Origin of the sequence: Calidithermus roseus (assembly GCF_003574095.1) — a bacterium.
GTDB lineage: Bacteria > Deinococcota > Deinococci > Deinococcales > Thermaceae > Calidithermus > Calidithermus roseus.
In genome coordinates, this window is the sequence record NZ_QWLA01000015.1 from 1 (window position 1) to 18,772 (window position 18,772).

The 18,772-nt window shown below is 64.3% G+C and carries 21 protein-coding genes, 2 tRNA genes and 1 pseudogene; 10 read left to right on the forward strand and 14 right to left on the reverse strand.

What is annotated here, in order from left to right:
• The 3 genes and pseudogenes from Mrose_RS05435 to Mrose_RS05445 form a co-directional block, all read left to right on the forward strand.
• Positions 1 to 312, forward strand: a pseudogene (locus tag Mrose_RS05435) (1-deoxy-D-xylulose-5-phosphate reductoisomerase); the annotation flags it as partial.
• A gap of 3 nt (positions 313 to 315) precedes the next feature.
• The gene (locus Mrose_RS05440; RefSeq protein ID WP_119276413.1) at positions 316 to 1,335 is read left to right on the forward strand and encodes a M50 family metallopeptidase; all 1,020 of its coding nucleotides are present in this window, start codon (positions 316 to 318) and stop codon (positions 1,333 to 1,335) included.
• 4 nt (positions 1,336 to 1,339) lie between these two features.
• Positions 1,340 to 1,975, forward strand: a complete 636-nt coding sequence (locus Mrose_RS05445) for a glycosyltransferase family 2 protein (protein ID WP_119276414.1) — start codon at positions 1,340 to 1,342, stop codon at positions 1,973 to 1,975.
• Here the strand turns inward: Mrose_RS05445 and Mrose_RS05450 are convergent.
• A complete protein-coding gene (locus Mrose_RS05450; protein ID WP_119276415.1) occupies positions 1,968 to 2,258 on the reverse strand; it encodes a hypothetical protein in 291 nt (96 codons plus the stop codon). The two genes, Mrose_RS05445 and Mrose_RS05450, sit on opposite strands and share 8 nt — an antisense overlap.
• Positions 2,259 to 2,436: 178 nt before the next feature.
• On the opposite strand from Mrose_RS05450, the gene mqnC reads away from it, so the two are divergent.
• Positions 2,437 to 3,576, forward strand: a complete 1,140-nt coding sequence (mqnC, locus tag Mrose_RS05455; RefSeq protein WP_119276416.1) for a cyclic dehypoxanthinyl futalosine synthase — start codon at positions 2,437 to 2,439, stop codon at positions 3,574 to 3,576.
• 72 nt (positions 3,577 to 3,648) lie between these two features.
• Here the strand turns inward: mqnC and Mrose_RS05460 are convergent, their stop codons facing one another.
• The 5 genes from Mrose_RS05460 to Mrose_RS05480 form a co-directional block, all read right to left on the reverse strand.
• On the reverse strand, positions 3,649 to 4,830 hold the full coding sequence (locus Mrose_RS05460; protein ID WP_119276417.1) for an ABC transporter permease: 1,182 nt from the start codon (positions 4,828 to 4,830) through the stop codon (positions 3,649 to 3,651).
• A 3-nt stretch (positions 4,831 to 4,833) separates the two neighbouring features.
• On the reverse strand, positions 4,834 to 5,583 hold the full coding sequence (locus Mrose_RS05465; RefSeq protein ID WP_119276463.1) for an ATP-binding cassette domain-containing protein: 750 nt from the start codon (positions 5,581 to 5,583) through the stop codon (positions 4,834 to 4,836).
• A 247-nt stretch (positions 5,584 to 5,830) separates the two neighbouring features.
• Entirely contained in the window at positions 5,831 to 6,634 is an 804-nt protein-coding gene (locus Mrose_RS05470; RefSeq protein WP_245969572.1) for an ABC transporter permease, read from the reverse strand.
• Positions 6,635 to 6,722: 88 nt separating this feature from the next.
• Positions 6,723 to 7,544 (reverse strand): ABC transporter ATP-binding protein, encoded by an 822-nt coding sequence (locus Mrose_RS05475; protein ID WP_119276419.1) that lies wholly within the window; start codon positions 7,542 to 7,544, stop codon positions 6,723 to 6,725.
• 225 nt (positions 7,545 to 7,769) lie between these two features.
• Positions 7,770 to 8,894 carry an NAD(P)/FAD-dependent oxidoreductase gene (locus tag Mrose_RS05480; RefSeq protein ID WP_119276420.1) on the reverse strand — a complete coding sequence of 375 codons (1,125 nt, stop codon included), beginning with the start codon at positions 8,892 to 8,894 and terminating at the stop codon, positions 7,770 to 7,772.
• 83 nt (positions 8,895 to 8,977) lie between these two features.
• Here Mrose_RS05480 and Mrose_RS05485 point away from each other — a divergent pair, with 83 nt between their 5' ends.
• Positions 8,978 to 9,427: a cytochrome P460 family protein gene (locus tag Mrose_RS05485; protein WP_119276421.1), complete on the forward strand. Its 450-nt coding sequence runs from the start codon at positions 8,978 to 8,980 to the stop codon at positions 9,425 to 9,427.
• A 42-nt stretch (positions 9,428 to 9,469) separates the two neighbouring features.
• Here the strand turns inward: Mrose_RS05485 and Mrose_RS05490 are convergent, their stop codons facing one another.
• Positions 9,470 to 10,156 carry a Crp/Fnr family transcriptional regulator gene (locus Mrose_RS05490; protein WP_119276422.1) on the reverse strand — a complete coding sequence of 229 codons (687 nt, stop codon included), beginning with the start codon at positions 10,154 to 10,156 and terminating at the stop codon, positions 9,470 to 9,472.
• A 67-nt stretch (positions 10,157 to 10,223) separates the two neighbouring features.
• Positions 10,224 to 10,823 carry a TetR/AcrR family transcriptional regulator gene (locus Mrose_RS05495; protein ID WP_119276423.1) on the reverse strand — a complete coding sequence of 200 codons (600 nt, stop codon included), beginning with the start codon at positions 10,821 to 10,823 and terminating at the stop codon, positions 10,224 to 10,226.
• A gap of 143 nt (positions 10,824 to 10,966) precedes the next feature.
• Here Mrose_RS05495 and Mrose_RS05500 point away from each other — a divergent pair.
• The 5 genes from Mrose_RS05500 (at position 10,967) to clpX (ending at position 14,454) form a co-directional block, all read left to right on the forward strand.
• Positions 10,967 to 11,043: transfer RNA gene (locus Mrose_RS05500), tRNA-His, on the forward strand.
• Between the two features lie 71 nt (positions 11,044 to 11,114).
• Positions 11,115 to 11,200: transfer RNA gene (locus tag Mrose_RS05505), tRNA-Leu, on the forward strand.
• A gap of 140 nt (positions 11,201 to 11,340) precedes the next feature.
• Positions 11,341 to 12,555 (forward strand): trigger factor, encoded by a 1,215-nt coding sequence (tig, locus tag Mrose_RS05510; RefSeq protein ID WP_119276424.1) that lies wholly within the window; start codon positions 11,341 to 11,343, stop codon positions 12,553 to 12,555.
• A 125-nt stretch (positions 12,556 to 12,680) separates the two neighbouring features.
• The gene (locus Mrose_RS05515; protein ID WP_119276425.1) at positions 12,681 to 13,271 is read left to right on the forward strand and encodes an ATP-dependent Clp protease proteolytic subunit; all 591 of its coding nucleotides are present in this window, start codon (positions 12,681 to 12,683) and stop codon (positions 13,269 to 13,271) included.
• Positions 13,258 to 14,454, forward strand: a complete 1,197-nt coding sequence (gene clpX, locus Mrose_RS05520) for an ATP-dependent Clp protease ATP-binding subunit ClpX (RefSeq protein ID WP_119276426.1) — start codon at positions 13,258 to 13,260, stop codon at positions 14,452 to 14,454. The genes Mrose_RS05515 and clpX overlap by 14 nt, the downstream gene beginning before the upstream one ends.
• A gap of 82 nt (positions 14,455 to 14,536) precedes the next feature.
• Here clpX and Mrose_RS05525 read toward each other — a convergent pair whose 3' ends face one another.
• The 6 genes from Mrose_RS05525 to Mrose_RS05550 form a co-directional block, all read right to left on the reverse strand.
• A complete protein-coding gene (locus tag Mrose_RS05525) occupies positions 14,537 to 15,268 on the reverse strand; it encodes a DsbA family protein (protein WP_119276427.1) in 732 nt (243 codons plus the stop codon).
• Between the two features lie 41 nt (positions 15,269 to 15,309).
• Positions 15,310 to 16,257, reverse strand: a complete 948-nt coding sequence (gene speE / locus Mrose_RS05530) for a polyamine aminopropyltransferase (protein ID WP_119276428.1) — start codon at positions 16,255 to 16,257, stop codon at positions 15,310 to 15,312.
• A 121-nt stretch (positions 16,258 to 16,378) separates the two neighbouring features.
• On the reverse strand, positions 16,379 to 16,771 hold the full coding sequence (speD, locus tag Mrose_RS05535) for an S-adenosylmethionine decarboxylase (RefSeq protein ID WP_119276429.1): 393 nt from the start codon (positions 16,769 to 16,771) through the stop codon (positions 16,379 to 16,381).
• 83 nt (positions 16,772 to 16,854) lie between these two features.
• Positions 16,855 to 17,340 carry a hypothetical protein gene (locus Mrose_RS05540; protein WP_119276430.1) on the reverse strand — a complete coding sequence of 162 codons (486 nt, stop codon included), beginning with the start codon at positions 17,338 to 17,340 and terminating at the stop codon, positions 16,855 to 16,857.
• An 84-nt stretch (positions 17,341 to 17,424) separates the two neighbouring features.
• Entirely contained in the window at positions 17,425 to 18,369 is a 945-nt protein-coding gene (locus tag Mrose_RS05545) for a nitrilase-related carbon-nitrogen hydrolase (RefSeq protein ID WP_119276431.1), read from the reverse strand.
• On the reverse strand, positions 18,366 to 18,710 hold the full coding sequence (locus Mrose_RS05550) for a rhodanese-like domain-containing protein (protein WP_119276432.1): 345 nt from the start codon (positions 18,708 to 18,710) through the stop codon (positions 18,366 to 18,368). The genes Mrose_RS05545 and Mrose_RS05550 overlap by 4 nt, the downstream gene beginning before the upstream one ends.
• Positions 18,711 to 18,772: the final 62 nt, after the last annotated feature.

Sequence of the window (18,772 nt, forward strand, 5' to 3'; positions counted from 1 at the left end):
ACCCCCCTGCGCGACGTTCCCATCCCCGAGTGCTTGGAGTTCTACCCCCCCGATACGGATCGCTTCCCCGCGCTGGCCATAGCCTACGAAGCCGGGCGCAGGGGCGGGCTGGCCCCGGTGGTGCTCAACGCCGCCGACGAAGTCGCGGTGGAGGCTTTTCTCAAGGGCCAGATCACGTACCTGGACATCCCCAGGGTGCTCGAGGCCGCCCTGGAGGGGGTTCCCGAGGGCGCTTTAAGCTGGGAGAGCATCGAACTTGCCGACCGGGAAGCCCGGATCAGAAGCAAGGAACTCCTGAAGGTGAAGGTTTAGACGATGGCATTGTTGTGGTTTTTGCTCATCATCGGCGTCAGCATCCTGGTCCACGAACTGGGGCACTACTGGGCGGCCAGGGTCCAGGGGGTCGGCGTAAAGAACTTCGCGCTCGGCTTCGGCCCCACCCTGCTCAAGTTCGACTGGCGGGGCACCACCTGGCGGCTCAACGCCATCCCGCTGGGCGGCTATGCCGAGATCGAGGGGATGCTGCCTGGCGACACCCACGGCTACTCGAGGCTCGGTGCTTTGGGCAAACTCGCGATCCTGGTGGGCGGCGTGGTGATGAACCTGCTGCTGGCCTGGTTGCTGTTGGCGACTCTGGCCAGCGTGCGCGGGTTGCCCGAGGCAGTGCCCGGCCAAGCCCAGATCGCCGCGATCGTCGAGGGCAGCCAGGCCGAAAAAATCGGCCTGAAAGCCGGTGACATCATCGTGGCGGTCAACGGACAGCCGCTGAAGAGCTGGCAGGACGTGACCCATTTCCGCGACAGCGCCGGTGAGAAGCGCTTCACGGTGCAGCGGGACGGTGAAGTGCTCGAGGTTCGCTTCGACTGGTCCGGGGGCCAGCAAACCCTGGGGATCCGCTACGGCCCCATCGTCCAGTACAACCGGCTGCCCTTCCTCCAGGCCTTCTTCCGCGCCATCGCCGACACCGTGACCGCGGCTCCCGCGGCTTTTCGCGCCATCGTCACCGGCCTGGTGGGCACCGTGATGGGCCAGCCCAACACGGGGATCGCCGGACCGGTGGGCATCGTCTCGGCCACCGGGCAGGCCGCGCAGCAGGGGGCCTACACCCTGGCCATCCTGATGATCCAGATCAACCTCTCGCTGGCGATCTTCAATCTGCTGCCCATCCCCGGCCTCGATGGCGGGCGCATCCTGATCCTCCTGGCCAACGTGCTGACCAGGAACCGCATCAGCGCCGAGCGCGAGGCCCAGCTCAGCTATGGCGGCTTCATCTTGATGCTGCTGCTGCTGGTGCTGGTGACCATCAACGACCTGCGCAACCTGGGGGGAGGCTAAGGCCATGACCACGACCACGGTGCTGATCCCCGCCTACAACGAAGAAGACCACGTCGCCTCGGTAATCAAAGTGGCGCTCGAGGCGGGCTTCCCCGTCCTGGTCGCCGATGATGGCTCCACCGACGCCACCGCTCAGGTAGCCGAGGCCGCCGGGGCAAAGGTGGTGCGGCTACCACACAACCGCGGCAAGGGTGGAGCGGTGGCCTATGGCCTCCAGCACGTCGAGACCCCGCTGGTGATGCTGCTCGACGCCGACCTCACCGGCCTGACCCCCCAGCACCTCGAGGCCCTCCTCTCTCCCGTGCGCGATGGCCAGGCCGACATGAGCATCGGCATCTTCAAGGGTGGTCGCTTGCAGACCGACTTAGCCCAGAAGATCACCCCTTACCTCTCGGGCCAACGGGCCTTGCGCACCGAGTTGCTGCGGGAAGTGCGGGGCCTCGAGGAGGCCCGCTACGGCATCGAAATGGTGCTGACGCAGCACGCGGGGCGGCAGCGCTGGCGGGTGAAGTACGTGCCGCTGGTGGGGATGGCCCAGGTGATGAAAGAGGAAAAACGCGGCTTCTGGGCTGGAGTAGCCCACCGGCTCCTGATGTACCGCGAAATTCTGCGCTCCTGGCGCCGCCGCAGGGCTAGCTAGCCTTTTCGACCCCCCCGGCGAGGGTCTGCTCGAGCTGGTTGAGCACGTGGCTGAAGCGGTGGGGCTCGTTGAGGTGCAGGCTGATGGCTGCCCTGCGGGCCCTGGCAATGGCAGGCGCTGGATCGGTCCCCCGGCTCAGAGCTTCACGAATGTGCTCCAAAGCCTTGCGGGCTTCACGCACCTCGATGCCCGTGCCGTGCACGTGGGTACCAGGTCCGGCTGGGTGGCGGTGGGAAAGCAGGTACTCGAGTTCCTCAAGCAGTTCCAGCGGGCTGCTCGACATGTTTCCCTCCTTGGTATGCCATTCCAGGGTAGCCCCAGCAGGGCTCGGTTGCAAGATGATGGCCTTTCCTGAGGAGATATAGCAAAAGGTACTTTTTTCACCAGGCCTGGCTGTAACATTGAGGGGATATGAACCGGCATGAGGGGGTTATTCTTCCGCGTTTTGAAGGGGTGACAGCGTGAACGACCGACTTCTCGAGCGTGCAGTCGAGGGCGAGGCCCTCAGTGTCCAGGAAATCGAAGCGCTATACCACGTTCCCCTGCCCGAGCTGGCAGCGGCAGCCCACGAGGCCCGAACGCGCCGGGCGAGGCCGGATGTGGTCACCTATCTCATCGACCGCAACATCAACTACACCAACATCTGCAACGTGGCCTGTAACTTCTGCGCCTTCTACCGCACCGACCGCCAGAAGGACGCCTACGTGCTGAGCTTCGAGGAGATCGGGCGCAAGGTCGAGGAACTCATGAGCATCAGCGGGCGGCGCATCTTAATGCAGGGCGGGGTCAACCCCAAGCTGCCTTACGAGTGGTATCTCGACTTGCTGCGCTACCTCAAGGACCACTACCCCCAAGTGCGCATCGACGCCTTCAGCCCCGAGGAAATCCTGGGGCTCGAGAAGATCACCGGCCGCAAAGCCCCCGAGTTGCTAGCCGAGCTCAAGGAAGCCGGGCTCGACGGGCTGCCCGGTGCCGGGGGCGAGATCCTGGTAGACGAGGTGCGGGCCAAGGCCGCGCCCGCCCGCATCAAGGCCGAGGACTGGTTCCGCATCCAGGACGCGGCCCAGCGCCTGGGGCTCTACACCATCGCCACCATGGTCATCGGCTTCGGCGAGACCTACGCCCAGCGCGCCGAGCACCTGGTCAAGATCCGCGCCCAGCAGGAGAAGGCCCTGCGCGACTACCACAACGGCTACGCCGCCTTCGCCATGTGGACGCTGCAAACCGAGAATACCCGCCTCAAGGGCAAAGCCCCCGGCGCCAGCGCCCACGAGTACCTGCAACAGCTCGCCGTGGCCCGCCTGGCCCTCAATAACATCCCCAACCTGCAGGCGAGCTGGCCCAGCATGGGCTTCAAGGTCGCCCAGACCGCGCTCTACTACGGCGCCAACGACTTCGGAAGCACCATGCTCGAGGAAAACGTGGTCAGCGTGGCCGCCGGGCACAACCGCACCCACGCCACCGTGCGCCAGATCGTGCGCCACATCGCCGACGCGGGCTTCACCCCCGCCGAGCGCGACCCTCACTACAACATCCTGCGCTACCCCGACGTGGAGGCCGTGCTGAGCGAGCGCGACCCCGAGTTGCTGCCGATGGCCTAAACTGGATGCCCATCTGTAGGCCGAACAGCCGGGGATTCCCGGCTGTTTAGCACCGAATACAGCGCCAGCGGGCTAATTCCTGAACACCACCTCTTCCCTCCTGAAATTGCGCACCGCGAGCATCAAGGCCAGCACCGCGAAGACCAGCGTGGTGGCCCAGGTCAGGCTGATCTGCCAGCCCTGGGCCGAGCCCTTGACGATGCCGTCGAGCAGCAGCATCACGTTGAAGGCGGGCAGGGCGTAGTACCACTGCTGCTGTGTGAGGAAGTCGGAGAACTGCAGGGCGATGAGCGGCAGGATGAAGACGAACTGGAGGGGGGCCATGTAGCTCTGGGCCTCCTTGAAGCTGCGGGCGTACAGGCCCAGCGTGAGCTGCACCGAGACCATCATGGCCGCGAAGAGGACGGCGGTGACGAGGAGCGCGAGGTAGCCGCTGGGCTCGAGCGCGAGCGCCCCGCCGAGCTGGGTGCCCCCGCCCTGCATGGCCTCGAGCTGCTGCGCGAAGAAGCTACGCACCACCGTTCCCCCCAGCACGATACCCCCCACCGAGGCCAGCGCCGCCGCCAGCGCCACCACCAGCGTCGCGAGGGCCTTGCCGAGCACCACCTGTGAGAGGGGTGCCGGGGTCGCCAGCAGGGCCTCGAGCGTCCCCTTCTCCTTCTCCCCCGCCGTGGTGTCGATGGCCACCACCTGCCCGCCGATGAGGATGAACAGCACCAGGAAGTAGGGGATGAAGAAGGCGAACAGGCCCGCCGAGCGCTCCTGCTTGGGCGAGGCGTCCTGGGTGGTGATCCGGAAGGGCTCGAGCACCGCGGGCGAGATGCCCTGACTCCGGAGAGTGCGGGCTATCTCCTGCTCCTTGAGCGCCCGCAGAGCCCCTTCGACCTTATCCACCACCACGCTGCTCTGGGTCACGCCCCCGGAGAGCCTGCCATAGATGGTGTAGTTACCGCCTTCGTAAACCACGGCAGCCTGCAACTTTTTCTCCTGCACCTCCGCGACTGGGTCGGCAGCGGGGACGGGCTCGAGCCGGGCAGCCCGCAGGGCCTCGAGGGCCGCCTCGGGCAGGTCGCGTACCCCCACTTTCTGCACTTCCTCCACCGTCTTCCTCGCAGCGTTGCCCAGCAGCAGGCTGGGACCGTACATCAGCAGGGGCATGAGCAGGATGGGCAGTATCAGGGTGCTGAAGATCACCCGGCGCTCGCGCAGCACCGAGAGCATTTCCTTGCGAAAAATACGCATCACGTTGTCCATGGCTCACCTCCGAAGTGCTTCCGGTGTGCGTTGGGTCGCGACCTCCTCCAGGCGGCGGATGAAGGAGCGCTCCAGGCTGCCCCCACCATGAGCCATGGCCTCCCCAGCAGGCCCCTCGTAGACCAGCTTCCCCTCGTAGAGGAAGCCTACCCGGTCGCAGACTTCCTCGGCTTCGCTCATGACGTGGGTGGAGTAGATCAGGCTCTTGCCCAGAGCGCGGTACTGCTTGACGAACTCGAGCAGGGCCCGCCTCGCGAACACGTCGAGCCCAGCGGTGGCCTCGTCGAGGAGCAACACCGGCGGCTGGTGGAGGATCGCACGGGCGATCACTACCTTCTGTCGCATGCCGCTGGACATCTCCCGCACCAGCTTGTCCAACACGCCTTCCATCTCGAGCAACTCCGTCACCCACGCCAGCCGCTCCCGGAACAGCCGGCCCTCGAGTCCGTAGAAGCCGGCGAAGAACTCCAGCACCTCCCGGCCCGTCAGGCGCTCGTAGACCTGCATTCCCCCGTTGACGATGCCCAGGTTGCGGCGCACCTCGAGCGGCTGCTTGCGGATGTCGTACCCTGCGACCGTGGCGGTGCCGCTGCTGGGGGTGAGCAAGGTTGCCAGCATGCGCAAGGTGGTGGTCTTTCCGGCTCCATTGGGGCCCAACAAACCGTAAACCTCGCCCTGACGGAGCGCGAAGCTCAGCTCCTGCACGGCCTTGAAGTTTTTATAGCGCTTGCTCAGTCCCGTTGCCCGAACCATTTCCATAATGCCTCCTCCGAGGCTGTCTCCCCCTCGAAATGCCCTTGCTCCCTCGAGACTGCTAATTTATACCAGATCCACTTATGCGGTCTGGGATCCCACGAGAAAAGCCAGGACATAAAGCCCTGGCGTCGCTGGTGAGCTTCACTGGCCTGCGGAGGAGTTGCCAGAACTTGGCGATGTAGCTCGTCCTCAGGTGTTGTCATAGTTGGCCATCCCGTCTGAGCCAATACCTAACCAGCACCTCCTATCCCGTGCGCTTGAGCTTGCCGGTCTGCTTGGCCCAGCGTTCAGCCCAACTGAAGACCAGCAGGCCCATGGGGATGAACACCAGGCCCATCACGAAGAGGATGCCCAGCTCGGGCAGCACCGCGCTCAGCGGGGCCCCCACCAGGCGCTCGGGAGTAGAGTCGGGGTTGTTGATGCCCATCAGCTTGCGCGAAGCCTCGAGGGCGTAGGTGGCCGGGCTCAGGTAGGCCAAAGGTTGCAGCCAGGCCGGCAGCACCGAAACCGGATAGTAGATGCCCGAGACCAGCAGCAGCACGCCCTGGAAGATGTTGGTAGCCTGAGCGCCGTTCTCGGGGCTCATCACCGGGAGGATGGCCGCCATCAGGCCCAGGCCCATGAAGGCCAGGCTGCCCACCAAGAGCACCACCAGCACCCCCAGCAGGTTGGCCCCACTCACCGAGACCTGGATGAACAGCACCAGCCCGATGAGGATCACGATGGTGCGCACCACGCTGAAGAGCACGGCGAAGAGCGAAACCCCGCTGAGGTGGATGAGCCTCGAGACCGGAGCCATGAAGGTGTACTCCAGCGTCCCCTCCCAGCGCTCATAGCTGATGGAGTTGGCGATCTCGTTGTACATGGCCGAGAGGAAGCTCCACAGCAACACTCCCAGCAGCAGGGTCAGCGTCAGCCGGAAGTCGTCCTGAGCCTTGCCGATGAGGGCGATGGTGGCCGAGTTGACGATGGCGTAAAACACGAACACGAAAACCCAGCTGATGTAACGCCGCGTCAGGTGCCAGTCGCGGAACACGAATGCCCACATAGGGCGTACATAACGTTCGAGCATAAAGCTCCCTTCAGTCGCACTAGACGCTATAAGCCTCTTGGCCACTTGCGTCTTGCGTTTTGCGTCAAGCGTCCTGTTCTTCGTCTTCCTTGATGTCCTCGCCGGTAAGCACGATGAAGGCTTCCTCGAGGTCCTCAGTCCCCGCCTGCGCCTTGAGTTCCTCTGCGGTGCCCTCGGCCACCAGGTTGCCGCGGGCCAGGAAGCCGATGCGGTGAGACAGGCGCTCGGCCTCGGCCATGTCGTGGGTGGTGAGCAGGATGGTGGTGCCCTGCTCGCGGCGCAGGTCCTCCAGGAAGGCCTGCACATCCCGGCGGCTCTTGGGGTCGAGGCCGGTGGTGGGCTCGTCGAGCAGCAGGAGCGGGGGGTTGATGAGCAGGGCACGGGTGATGGCGATCTTCTGTTGCATCCCCCGACTCATCTCCTCCAGCGGGTCGTTGAAGCGGCGCGACTCGATGCCCAGCCGCTCCAGGATGGCCATGGCCCGCCGCTCGGCGGCGCGGGGCTCGAGGCCATAGAGTTGCGCGGCGTAGAGCAGGTTCTCGCGAGCTGAGAGCTTCTTGTAGAAGGCAGCGTCCACGCTCACGCGGCCCATCAAGCGGCGCAGGAACCTCTCTTCCTGGGGAAGCCGGTAGCCCAACACGCGCACCTCTCCCCCGTCCTGGGTCAGCAGGGTCGAGAGGATGCGGATGAGGGTGGACTTACCCGAGCCGTTGGGGCCGAGCAGGCTGTAGGTTTCCCCTTCCTGCACCACGAAGGAAACACCCTTGAGCGCCCACTCCTCCTTGACCTGCCCTCTCAGCAGGCTCTCCCGCTTGCGGAAGACTTTTCTCAGGCCGTGAACTTCGATAGCCAGCTTGACGGCGACATTTTTCTCGAGCACTTGCATACGGCACCCCAAACAAATCGGCGGCCCGAAGGCCGCCAGGTCGAACAGACATTACAGGTCTGCGAACGCGCGGGTTTCGGGTATGGAAAGGGCCTCAGGCCCAGAGCCCGGTCATGCGGATAAAGTCGTTCATCGAATCACCCAAAGCGCAGTGTACCCTCAGACCCCATCCATTTTCAAGAGGGCTTAAAGCTCGAGGCCGTGTTCTGAAATAAACAGAACGCTTCAAACTATGTGGCGCTCGAGCGCTTCCACCGCGCGGGAAAAACGCTCGTAGCGCAAAGCATCTATATCAATGAGGCGAGCTCTTCCATCGACGATCTCCTCGGCCATCAGGCGGCCTACGGCAGCCGCTTGCTGCACGCCGTGACCGGAGAAGCCGCAGGCGTTGACCCAGCCCTCCACCCCCGGCATCCAGCCCAGGATGGGGTTGTGGTCGGGCGTGACCTCGTAGTAGCCCCACCAGCTCGCCCTGTGGTCCAGGGCCAGCCGCTCGAACCAGGGAAAACGCAGCATCCCAGCTTCCAGCGTGGGCTCGAGCCAGCTCCAGTCCATCCCCTCGGCGAAACCCACGTCGGCGGGGTTGCTCTTGCCGAAGATCAGGCGCTCGCCCTCGGGGCGAAAGTAAAACCCGCTCGAGAGGTCGATGGTCAAGGGGCCGGACAGTGGCTGGGGCAAGGGCGCGGTGGCGAAGACCATCCGGCGGGCGGGCTGTACGGGAATATTCAGTCCAGCCCGCCGGCCAACCTCGCCGGCCCAGGCTCCGGCAGCATTGAGGACTACCGGGGCTTCAAAGGCTCCCCGGCTGGTGTCCAGCCGCCACATCCTGCCCCTTCGCTCGGCTCGCAGCAGCTCGGTCTCGAGGTGCAGCTCAGCTCCCAAACTCCTGGCCCGGCGCAGGTATTCTATGCAGATGCCGTGGGGATCGACCACCCCATCGGCTGGGCCGAAGGTAGCCCCCGCCAGGCCCTCTGGCTCAAAGGCGAACCATCGCTGAGCGGCCTCGAGGCCGTACACCTCGACGGGCACTCCCAGCCCTCGCTGCAACTCGACGCCCCGCAGGTGGCTCTCCCAGGCCTCCTCGGGCACTAGGAACAGGTATCCGGTGGGGCGATAGCCGGCCTCGGGCATCTGGCGATATTCCTGGATAGAGTGCCACGAGAGCAGCACGTTGGCGGCCTCGGTAAACTGCACCCGCACCCCGGCTGCGCTCTTGCCCGTAGAACCCCTCGCCGCAGCCGAAGCCGCCTCGAGCAGCCGCACTTTAAGCCCGCGCTCAGCCAGCCGGTAGGCACAGGCCGCTCCGATGATTCCTGCCCCCACCACGATCACATCAGCCGTCGTGCTCATCTGACCCGGCCATTCTATCCGGGTTAAGTGGAATACACAGCAGCCCCCATCGCCCAAGTAGCGTTGAAACCGGAGGTGGGGAAATGAAATTCTGGACGCTTCTGCTGGCATTGGCAGCAGGGATGGTGCTGGCCAAAGTGGCGGGACTGCCCGACAAGCTCCAGGGGTATCATGGCTGGACACGGGTCAATATCGGCAAGGTCACGGCAGCCGGGGCCCACCCGGCGGCCAAGGACGTCTACGTCAGCATTGGCCTCGACAGGCTATTGACAGCCGATGGCAAGTACAGAGTGCCCCTCGCCGCTGGCGTCATTTTCGTCAAGGAGCGCATGGATCCCGACACGCTCATCGTCAGCACCCTTTACGTGATGGAGAAGAAGAGTGCGAGGGAAGGTGATTGGGAGTGGAGCGTCTTCGAGCGCGAGGGCAATGGCTTCAAAGGCGGTGTCCTCGCCAACCCTGCCATGTGCGTGGGCTGCCACCAGGAGGCCAAGGCCAGCGACTGGGTGTTCACTCAGGTAGCCAAGCGCTGACTCCCTACCCTCAGGCCAGGGGTGTCCGGCGCTGCCCCTGGCTCAATCCTGCCAGGGGGTGATCTCGAGGTAGCGCTCCAGGGCCTCTCGCTGGAGCCGGTACGAGCCCCTGGTCCCCTCGACGAGCCCTTGCTCACGCAGGAAACCCAGGCTGTGGGTGACGGTCACCCGCGTGGTCCCGCACACAGCCGCCAGGTCTTCCTGACGCAGCTCGAGGCCCAGCTCCCACCAGCCCTCCCCTATCTCACGCCCAAAGCGAGCGCATAGCCATAGCAGCGCCTGCCCCAAGCGCTGCAAGACCGGGGCGGTGGAGAGCTCGAGCAGGTCCTCGAGGTGGCTGAGCCGCTCGGACAGGACCTCGGCCAGCCGCAAGGGCACGTTGGGGAGTTCGCGGGCTACCTGCTCGATGTGGTCGCGGCTGACCGGGCAGATCATCACATCGCCCAGGCAGACCCCATCCGAGTGAAAATGAGCCGCGGGATCGAGGAAATTGGTGCCCAGCAAATCCCCCTCCCCGGCGATGAAGATGATGCGTTCCTGGCCCCAAGGGGTGAGCCGGGCCAGCTTGATCTGCCCAAGAATCACAATGATCAGCGCGTCGCAGCGGTCCCCGGCACGAAAGAGATGGTCGCCCCTGCGATAGGTCTTGGGCGGGCAGATCTGACCCAGGCGGGCGCGCTCATATTCGCTGAGGCGTTCCATGAATCCGGGCTGCTGCAGGTAGTCCATGTGTCTACTGTACGCTCAGGCCACCTCGAGCGGACACCCGACGCAAAAGGAAGCCTAAGGCTACCGATCAGCTCCCGCTGCCGGGCGCTGCAATGGGCTCAGGCCGTGCGTTGCGCAAAGCAGCCAGGATCAGGTTGGCGTACTGCTCGCTCAGGGCCTCGAGGCCCAGCGGCCCGTCGGGGTGATACCACTGGTAGACCCAGTTCAGCGCCGAGAGCACGAACAGGCTGGCCAGCCTCGCGTCCTGTTGGGGGAACAGGCCCTGGGCTATACCCGTGGCGATGGTCTCGCGGAAATACGCCTCATAGGCATCGCGCCGCTCCTTGATGCGCCGCTGGTAGTCCTGGGAGAGAAAGCGCCACTCGTCGAAGAAGACCTTGGCCCTGGGCAACTCGCGCACGATGACCTCGAGGTGGCCCCGCACCAGCGCCCGCAACCGGGCCTCGGGCTCGAGGTCGCGCGGAACCAATTCGGCCTGGCGCAAGAAGGCATCGGCGGCCTTGTTGACGATCTCGAACAGCAGATCCTCTTTAGAGGCGATGTGGGCGTAAAGGCTGCCGCCCTGCAAGCCCACCGCCTCGGCCAGGTCGCGCATGGAGGTGGCGTGAAAGCCACGGGTACTGAAGAGCTCCCCAGCCCTATCGAGAATTTCATTGCGCCGGCTCATAGCGAACTAACAGTAGTTAGTATACCCGCACTCCCGTACAGCCGGGGTACCCTACCCACCATAAAACGCTTGACGCTGCGGCTGGCCCTGCATACAATGACGGTTGCTGTTTTGTGGCCTTGAGGGGTCCAAATCGCAGTGTGGTGAGTGTAGCTCAGCCGGTTAGAGCACCGGTCTGTGGAACCGGGGGTCGTGGGTTCAAGTCCCATCACTCACCCCAAAAATCCCGGCGAGATACCACCCCTTGCGGGGTGGTATCCTGTCCATGGGACAAACCATGCCCACAACCGTGCGAGGATGGCGGAATTTGGTAGACGCGCTGGACTTAGGATCCAGTACCGCAAGGTGTGCGGGTTCAAGTCCCGCTCCTCGCACCACAGCCAACCGTAACCTTACCCCATAAAGCAGCATCCAAAGCTAGGCAAAGAGCCCGGCAGCAGGTAAACTGGTGGCTTGGTGACGCCAGACAAGCGAGGTCTGGCCGCGCGCCAGGCTGGCGCATACAAGAGGTGTCAAAGTGGCAGAGATTCTCGAGCGCAATGGCTTCATGGTCAAAATGAAGGTCGAAGTCCCGGCTGGCGATGTGCAAAAGGTCTACGAGGCGGTAGTGCGGGAATACGCGGGCAGATACCGCTTCCCCGGTTTCCGCCCCGGCAAGGCCCCGGCCAAGGTCGTCGAGGCCCGGCTGGGCCGCGAGGCGCTGCTGGAAGAAACCAAGGAGCGCCTGCGGGACGACTTCTTCCCCAAGGCCGTGCGGGAACTCGAGCTCACCCCCGTAGGCGCACGCCTGCTGGAGGAGGAGCTCAAAGAGGGAGCCCCTTACACCTTCGTGCTCGAGGTGGAGAACTACCCCGAAGCCAAGCTGCCCGACTGGACCACCTTCAGCCTCGAGGCCCAGAAGCCCGAGGTCACCGAGGAGATGGTCGCCAAGGCCCTCGACGAGCTGCGCCAGCGCTACGGTGAGTTGGTCACCGTCGAGCGCCCCATCGAAGCCCATGACCAGGTCTTTATCGAAACCGAGGACGGCAGCCGCTTCCCCGTGAGCATGGAAAACGCCCTCGAGCACGTGCGTGAGGCCCTCATGGGTCACAGCGCCGGCGAAGAGGTGATGGTGCCGGTCAAGGACGGCGATAAAGTGGTGCGCGAGATCAAGACCAAGATCACCGAGGTCAAGACCCTGCAACTGCCTGAACTCGACGACGAGTTCGCCAAGACCGTGGGCGAGGACGACCTGGCCACCCTCACCGCCAAGGTGCGCGAGAGCCTGCAAGCGCAGGCCGACCGCGAAGCCCGCAACCAGAAGGCCAACGAGTTCGTGGACAAGTTGGCCGAGGGCATGGAAGTGGAGATCCCGCCCACCATGCTCTCGCGGGAGGAGCAGCACCTGCTGCAACACCTCGCCCAAGAGCTCCAAGCCCAGAAGCTTGACCTTGGCACCTACCTGCAAGACCTCGAGAAGCAGGGCAAGCTCGAGGAGTTCAAGGCCAAGCTCCGCAGCGACGCCACGCGCTCGATTCGCCGCGCACTGGCCAAGGAAAAGCTAGCCGAGGACTTAGGCACGGTGTTCACCGACGAGGAGTGGGCGAGCTATGTCGTCGAGCTGGCGCGCGCCTATCGCACCAACCCCAATGCCCTTCAGCAGGAGCTGGGCGAGGAAACCCTGGCTCGCCTGCGCATCCAGCGCCTGCACGACAAGGCCGTGATGGAAGCGCTCGAGCGCATCGGAGCCTGAAACCGGCCTCAGGCCGCAAAGCCGGGAGTTATCCCGGCTTTTTGTTTGCCGAAAAACGACGTTCAAGCGAAAAAAGTGCTCCAGTGTCCCCTCAAAGGTCATGCGCCCATTACAATAGGGCCGGTATGGTAGTCCCTTACGTCATCGAACAAACCGCGCGGGGCGAACGCGTTTACGACATCTACTCCCGTCTGCTCAAGGACCGCATCATCTTCCTGGGCACCCCCATCGACGCTCAGGTCGCCAACGTCGTCATCGCGCAGATGCTCTTCCTCGACGCACAGAACCCCTCTCAGGAGATCAAGCTCTACATCAACTCTCCGGGCGGCGAGGTGACGGCGGGGCTGGCACTGTACGACACCATGCAGTTCGTCAAGGCGCCGGTGTCTACCATCTGCTTGGGTATGGCCGCCTCCTTTGGTGCGGTGCTGCTGGCCGCGGGGACTCCCGGTCGCCGCTTCGCCCTGCCCCACGCTAAGGTGATGATTCATCAGCCCTGGGTGTCCGGCGGCATCGGCGGGCAAGCCAGCGACATCGCCATCTACGCCGAGCAGATCCTCAAGAACAAGCAGCTCATCAACAACATCCTGGCCAAACACACCAAACAGCCTGCCGAGAAGATCGAGCGCGACACCGATCGGGACTTCTGGATGACCGCGACCGAGGCACAGCTTTACGGCCTGGTGGATCAGGTGGTGGCCAGTGAGACGCAATAGGCCCTCCTGTAGCTTCTGTGGGCGCCGCCCGCCCGAGGTGGACAACCTCGTGGAATCCCCCATGGGTGAGGTCTATATCTGCAACGAGTGCGTGGAGCGGGCCTGGAGCCTGCTGGACCAGCAACCCAAACAGGGCTTCCGGGGGCCTAGCCACCTGCCCAAGCCCCTCGAGATCAAAAGCTTCCTCGATCAGTACGTCATCGGCCAGGACCACGCCAAGAAAACCCTGGCCGTAGCAGTCTACAACCACTACAAGCGCCTCCTGCACCCCGAAGCCGAGGTGCAAAAGTCCAACGTGTTGCTCATCGGGCCTACCGGCACCGGCAAGACCCTGCTGGCCGAGACGCTGGCCCGTATGCTGGACGTGCCTTTTGCCATCGCCGACGCCACCACCCTGACCGAGGCGGGCTACGTGGGCGAAGACGTGGAGAACGTGATCCTGCGCCTGTTGCAAGCCGCCGACTTCGACATACAAGCTGCCGAGCGCGGGATCGTCTACATCGACGAGGTGGACAAGATCGCCCGCAAGTCGGAGCACCCCAGCCTCACCCGCGACGTCTCCGGCGAGGGTGTGCAGCAGGCCCTGCTGAAGATCGTCGAAGGGACGCTGTGCAACGTGCCCCCTCAGGGTGGGCGCAAGCATCCGCATCAGGAGTTCATCCAGGTCAACACCAAGAACATCCTGTTCATCCTGGGAGGCGCTTTCGATGGCCTCGAGCAGATCGTAAAAGCCCGTGCCGACCAGCACCCTATCGGCTTCACCAAGGCCCTGCCCAAGGAGGAGAACCTCGAGGTCATCCCCGAGGACCTAGTGCGCTTCGGCCTGATCCCCGAGTTCGTCGGGCGGGTTCCGGTGGTGGTGCAGCTCGAGGCCCTCGACGAGGAGGCTCTGGTGCGCATCCTCACCGAGCCCAAAAACGCCCTGGTGCGGCAGTATCAGGAACTCATGCGCATGGAGGGCATCGACCTGCGCTTCACCCCCAGCGCGCTGCGCGAGATCGCCCGACGGGCACTCAAGCGCGGCACCGGTGCGCGGGGGCTGCGGGCCATCGTGGAAAAAGCCATGACGGACCTGATGTTCGAAGCTCCCAGCACCAGCGTGCGCGAGCTCGTCATCGACATCATCCACCTCGACAAGCCGCTCTCGGCGCTCGAGGAGGCACGGCTACGGCAAGCGTCGTGAGAACCCGCCAAACAGTTTAGTAGGGGCGAACCTGGTTCGCCCCTTTCCCTGCTGGCGTTTGGCTGGCGACTATCGACGACCCCTATTGAGAGCTGCTAGTGGGGCGGTTGCGCTCGGGAATGGTGGGGGTTTTACCCTCAAGAGCTTCGTCCAGGGCCTTTTTCCAGTCGTCGTAGGTCATCGTGCCGCTGACCTGGGTTGCGTTGATGAAAAATGCCGGCGTGCCCGACAGCCTGAGCTTATCGGCCAGCGCTCGGTCGGCCAGCACACCGGCGCGCTTTTGCCCGCTGTTCAGGCAGTTCTCGAAGCCGGCAGGGGCCAGGCCAATCTGGCCTGCCAGGTCCACAAAATAGCGCGTCAGCGAGGGCTCGGGCAGCCCACCCCACTGCTCTTGGGCCCTGAACAGCGCCTCGTGATAGGTCACGTACTTGTCGATGGTGGCATCGGCAGCGCAGGCCGCCGCCTCTCCGGCCCTGACCACGGGCGGTTGGGGGTTGTTGGGCGCGCCGAAGGGGAAGTCGCGGAAGACGTAGCGCACTTTGCCGGTGTCGATGTAATCCCGCCGGATCAGCGGGAAGACCTCGAGCACGTGGTCGCGGCAGTGGGGACAGAGGTAGTTGGAGAAATCCACTACCGTGACCTTGGCTTCAGCGGAACCGAGGATGAAGCGGGCCCCCGTGACCAACTCCACCGGGTCAACGCTGGCTGCCGTCGCACCGACAGCCCCGCCCGAGCGCGAGCGCAGAGCCCCGAAAAGGCCGATGGCGAGCAATACCGCGACCGCTGCGACAATGATGAAGAGTGTCCTTTGCATACCTAATCAGTCTACTCACTGCAAGGTGAGACTTGTCCCGCTCACTCGGGCCGGTAAGGCGCTTGCCGGGCCTCACCCTCGTCGGTGAAGTACATGGGCAGGGCATCCGTCGAGACCATCTGCTCGGCCTGAATGGCGTCCTGGAGGTCTTTGGGCAGCACGAGCATGGCCTCGATGAAGGGGGCCGTGAGGTGGCGCAGGGATAGGTTGCGCTCGCGGATGCGGGTCTCGAGGATTCCTTCCGAGAAGGCTACCGGGTCCACCCCGTCCGAGGCCAAGATGAAGCCGAAGTTGAGGAAGAACTCGGGAATGTAGTTGCGGTAGCTGCGGGTATAGCGAAACACCTCACGCACAGTGCGGTGGATCACCGGGTGCACCCTGTGGTGGGTAAGCAGGATCATGCCGGCCTGCATGGCCATCACCCCACCGGGGTTGAGCCGCCGCTTGATTAGCTCGTAAAACTCCACGGTAAAGAGCATGCGGGCCGGGTTGTCCTCACCGATGGGATCGTTGAGGTCGACGATGATCACGTCGTAGGTGTCGGGGTGGGTCTCGAGCCAGGCCCTGGCATCCTCGGTGATCACCTGGGCGCGCGGGTCGTCGAAAGCGCCCTGGTGCCATTCGGGAAGCAACTCCCTAGCCATCTCCACGAGCTGATCGTCGATGTCGCACATCACTGCCCGCTTGACACTGGGATGGCGCAGCACCTCGCGCAGCGTCGCGCCCTCTCCCCCACCCACGATGAATACCGACTCGGGCGCGGGGTGCGAGAGCATGGCCGGATGTACCAGGGTCTCGTGGTAGATGTACTCGTCGCGCTCGGCACTCTGCACGTCCTTATCGAGCACGAGCACCTTGCCAAAAGCCTGGGTTTCGAAGATGAAGTAGTCCTGAAAACGGGTACGCCCCGAGGCCAGCACCTTCTCCATGCGCCTGGAGATGGCCTCGTAGGGGGTGACTTGCTCGAGGAAGTACATCCCGTATTCCATGCGATAACCTCCGTGACTAGCCTATCTGAGTCCTACGTCTTACGCAGAAAGTCGAAGATCCTGAAGAAGCGGAGGGCGGGGGCTCTTAGACGCCAGGTCTACGACGCATAGCGTACGAATTTCATTGCGGTTTCATCGCCCGGCGACGAATATCGTGCCCCTCGGCCGTGCGCCACAGCCGGAAAGCCGACTCCTCACGCGCGCCGAAAGCCCGCGCCAGACCACGCAGCACGCTATCGGGCTCGGCGTCGGGCTGATAGAAGTACAGGTCCAGCGCCGCCGAGGCATCGTCCTCGGGCCAGGTATGGATCATCACCGCACCCACCGGGCTGACCACGGCTGCCGAGAGCCCCTGGGGGTAAAACTTGTACACCACGCTCTGCACGCTGGACACCGGCGCACCCAGCTTGATCACCGCGTCCTTGAGCGCGCTTTCGACCAGACGCGGATTTTCCAGCACCTCGAGGTTGCAGCCGTAGATCTCGGCTACCCAGCGGCCACCCGAAACAGCCATGTCTGCCACGAGGGATTATTAAGTCACCCCGCGCCGGGCTTGTCAAATGACATCGGCGGCAGCGGGTTGCTGCAGAGCGAAGGCTACGCTTTGAGGCTGCCGGACCCACGTCTGCGCAAGCCTATGAGCAAGATCACCAGGGCGACGCTGCTCAGCGCCATCAAGACGCTCAGGGGATCGAGCGGCGCAGGCTCACCCCACAGCACACCCAGGCTGCTGGGCAGGGGCAAGCCGGTCAGGCGAGTCAGCAGGAACAGCATCAGGAGGATGGAGTTCAGACCGATCCCAGCTGTATACAGGCTCCGCTCGAGCGGCTCGAGCTGTGAGGCGCTTCCTCCCGGAAGCTCGGGTTGCCCCCGTGCGCCAGGGATGTTGAGCAGCACCAGCCACAAAAAGGCGTAGGCCACCTGCAGGGCCAACCCCCCGATAAGCAGTTGGGAATACCAGACCTGAGCCGAAAACACGTCCAGGTAGCCCCCGCTCAGGGCTCCACACCACCCGCCGCCCAGGGGGGTGCGCACCCAACCCAGCAGTTGCAGGCCGAAGGGCAAGAGGGAAAACCCTACCACGGCAAATTGGGCTACTGGCCTCCCAGCTATCGCCATTCCTCGATTGTGCCGTCTGGGTGGCCGCTTGAGAAGGGACGTTTTTCCTCAAGGCAGCTCCACCCGGCTGCGCACGATGGCGTCGCCGGTAGGCAGGTCGGCCAGGGCCAGGACCTGCCCCGCCGCGTAGATCCCGCTGCGGCCCTCGAAGCGCAGGTTGTAGAGGTTGCCGTTCAGCATGGGATTGATGCCGTAGCGCAGGTTTTCCCGGCCCTCCAGCTTTCTGGCCAGACCCTCGCGCAGCCAGACCTGGCCCTCGAGCTGCGCAGGGTCGGCGCTCCAGGGGCCTTCCCAGCGAGCTGCGTTGGCCGAGGGCTGAACCACCAGCCAGGCCCCTGCAGCGTCACAGCGCTCGATCAGGTGCTCGTGAAAGGCGTCCAGACAGATCAGGTTGGCGATGCGGCCCAGTCGGGTCTGAAGCACCTGGGCACCCCAGTCTCCCCCCTGCAGAAAGCTCTGCCGCTCGTCCTTGGTGAGGTTGATCTTGGGGACTCGAGCCAGCAGCGTGCCCTGGGGGCTGAAGACCAGGCTAAGGTTGTAAACACCCCGGCCTTTGCGGTGGTATCCACGGGCCGGTTCCCAATCTACGAGGGGACTGAACAGCGACCCCGCGACCATATAGGCACCGCTCCGGCGCGCCGCCTGGGCAAAGGTTCTCTCCCACAGCGGCCACACCTCCAGCGCCCGCAGGTGGAAGAGCGCCGAGGGCGAAGGGGTGGCCGTTCCCAGAGCTTCCCGCCAGCGCAGGCGCAGCAGTCTCAGCCCCGCCTCGAGCGCGCTACCCGAGCGCACGACTTGCTCGGGGGTCTCGAGCCAAAACACCAGCGGCAAGGCAAAAGCCTCGGGAAAGGCGATGATGCGGGGCTCACCCTCGGGCAAACCCTCCACCGCCCTCGAGCACAGCTCTAAAACCCGTGTTTCGAAGGCCCCCCGCTCGCGGTAGTGCTCGAGGTGCAGCTCGCTCTGAACGGCGATCAGATGGACGCTCTTCACAGCGTGGAGGGGTCTTTGGGCGTGGCGTCCACGGGAAGGCCCTGCTCACCCCAAGCCAGAATGCCTCCAGCCAGGTTCACCACTTCGCGGTAGCCCTGCGCCAGCAGGAAAGCGGTGGTCTGGGCACTGCGCCTGCCGCTGCGGCACTGCATGACCACGGGCACTTCCTTAGGAATCTCCACGAAGCGGGTGGCGAACTCCGAAAGGGGAATCAGCCTGGCACCGGGGATGCGGGACTGAGCGTATTCGCTGCGCTCGCGCACGTCGATCAGCACAGCACCGCGCTCGATCATCTCCTGGGCCTCCTGAGGGCCGACCTCGGGCACTTGAACCTCGTTCATGGCCCGAGTATAGGGGCAAACCCTGCTGCGGGGGGGTGAAGGGGTTTGCAGTTGTTCACAGC

What these genes read in the sequence shown, in the direction of transcription:
- Mrose_RS05440 (WP_119276413.1), top strand. Translation starts at nt 316, where the DNA reads ATGGCATTGTTGTGGTTTTTGCTCATCATCGGCGTCAGCATCCTGGTC.
- Mrose_RS05445 (WP_119276414.1), top strand. Translation starts at nt 1,340, where the DNA reads ATGACCACGACCACGGTGCTGATCCCCGCCTACAACGAAGAAGACCAC.
- Mrose_RS05450 (WP_119276415.1), bottom strand. Translation starts at nt 2,258, where the DNA reads ATGTCGAGCAGCCCGCTGGAACTGCTTGAGGAACTCGAGTACCTGCTT.
- Mrose_RS05460 (WP_119276417.1), bottom strand. Translation starts at nt 4,830, where the DNA reads ATGGACAACGTGATGCGTATTTTTCGCAAGGAAATGCTCTCGGTGCTG.
- Mrose_RS05465 (WP_119276463.1), bottom strand. Translation starts at nt 5,583, where the DNA reads ATGGTTCGGGCAACGGGACTGAGCAAGCGCTATAAAAACTTCAAGGCC.
- Mrose_RS05470 (WP_245969572.1), bottom strand. Translation starts at nt 6,634, where the DNA reads ATGTGGGCATTCGTGTTCCGCGACTGGCACCTGACGCGGCGTTACATC.
- Mrose_RS05475 (WP_119276419.1), bottom strand. Translation starts at nt 7,544, where the DNA reads ATGCAAGTGCTCGAGAAAAATGTCGCCGTCAAGCTGGCTATCGAAGTT.
- Mrose_RS05480 (WP_119276420.1), bottom strand. Translation starts at nt 8,894, where the DNA reads ATGAGCACGACGGCTGATGTGATCGTGGTGGGGGCAGGAATCATCGGA.
- Mrose_RS05485 (WP_119276421.1), top strand. Translation starts at nt 8,978, where the DNA reads ATGAAATTCTGGACGCTTCTGCTGGCATTGGCAGCAGGGATGGTGCTG.
- Mrose_RS05490 (WP_119276422.1), bottom strand. Translation starts at nt 10,156, where the DNA reads ATGGACTACCTGCAGCAGCCCGGATTCATGGAACGCCTCAGCGAATAT.
- Mrose_RS05495 (WP_119276423.1), bottom strand. Translation starts at nt 10,823, where the DNA reads ATGAGCCGGCGCAATGAAATTCTCGATAGGGCTGGGGAGCTCTTCAGT.
- Mrose_RS05515 (WP_119276425.1), top strand. Translation starts at nt 12,681, where the DNA reads ATGGTAGTCCCTTACGTCATCGAACAAACCGCGCGGGGCGAACGCGTT.
- Mrose_RS05525 (WP_119276427.1), bottom strand. Translation starts at nt 15,268, where the DNA reads ATGCAAAGGACACTCTTCATCATTGTCGCAGCGGTCGCGGTATTGCTC.
- speE (WP_119276428.1), bottom strand. Translation starts at nt 16,257, where the DNA reads ATGGAATACGGGATGTACTTCCTCGAGCAAGTCACCCCCTACGAGGCC.
- speD (WP_119276429.1), bottom strand. Translation starts at nt 16,771, where the DNA reads ATGGCTGTTTCGGGTGGCCGCTGGGTAGCCGAGATCTACGGCTGCAAC.
- Mrose_RS05550 (WP_119276432.1), bottom strand. Translation starts at nt 18,710, where the DNA reads ATGAACGAGGTTCAAGTGCCCGAGGTCGGCCCTCAGGAGGCCCAGGAG.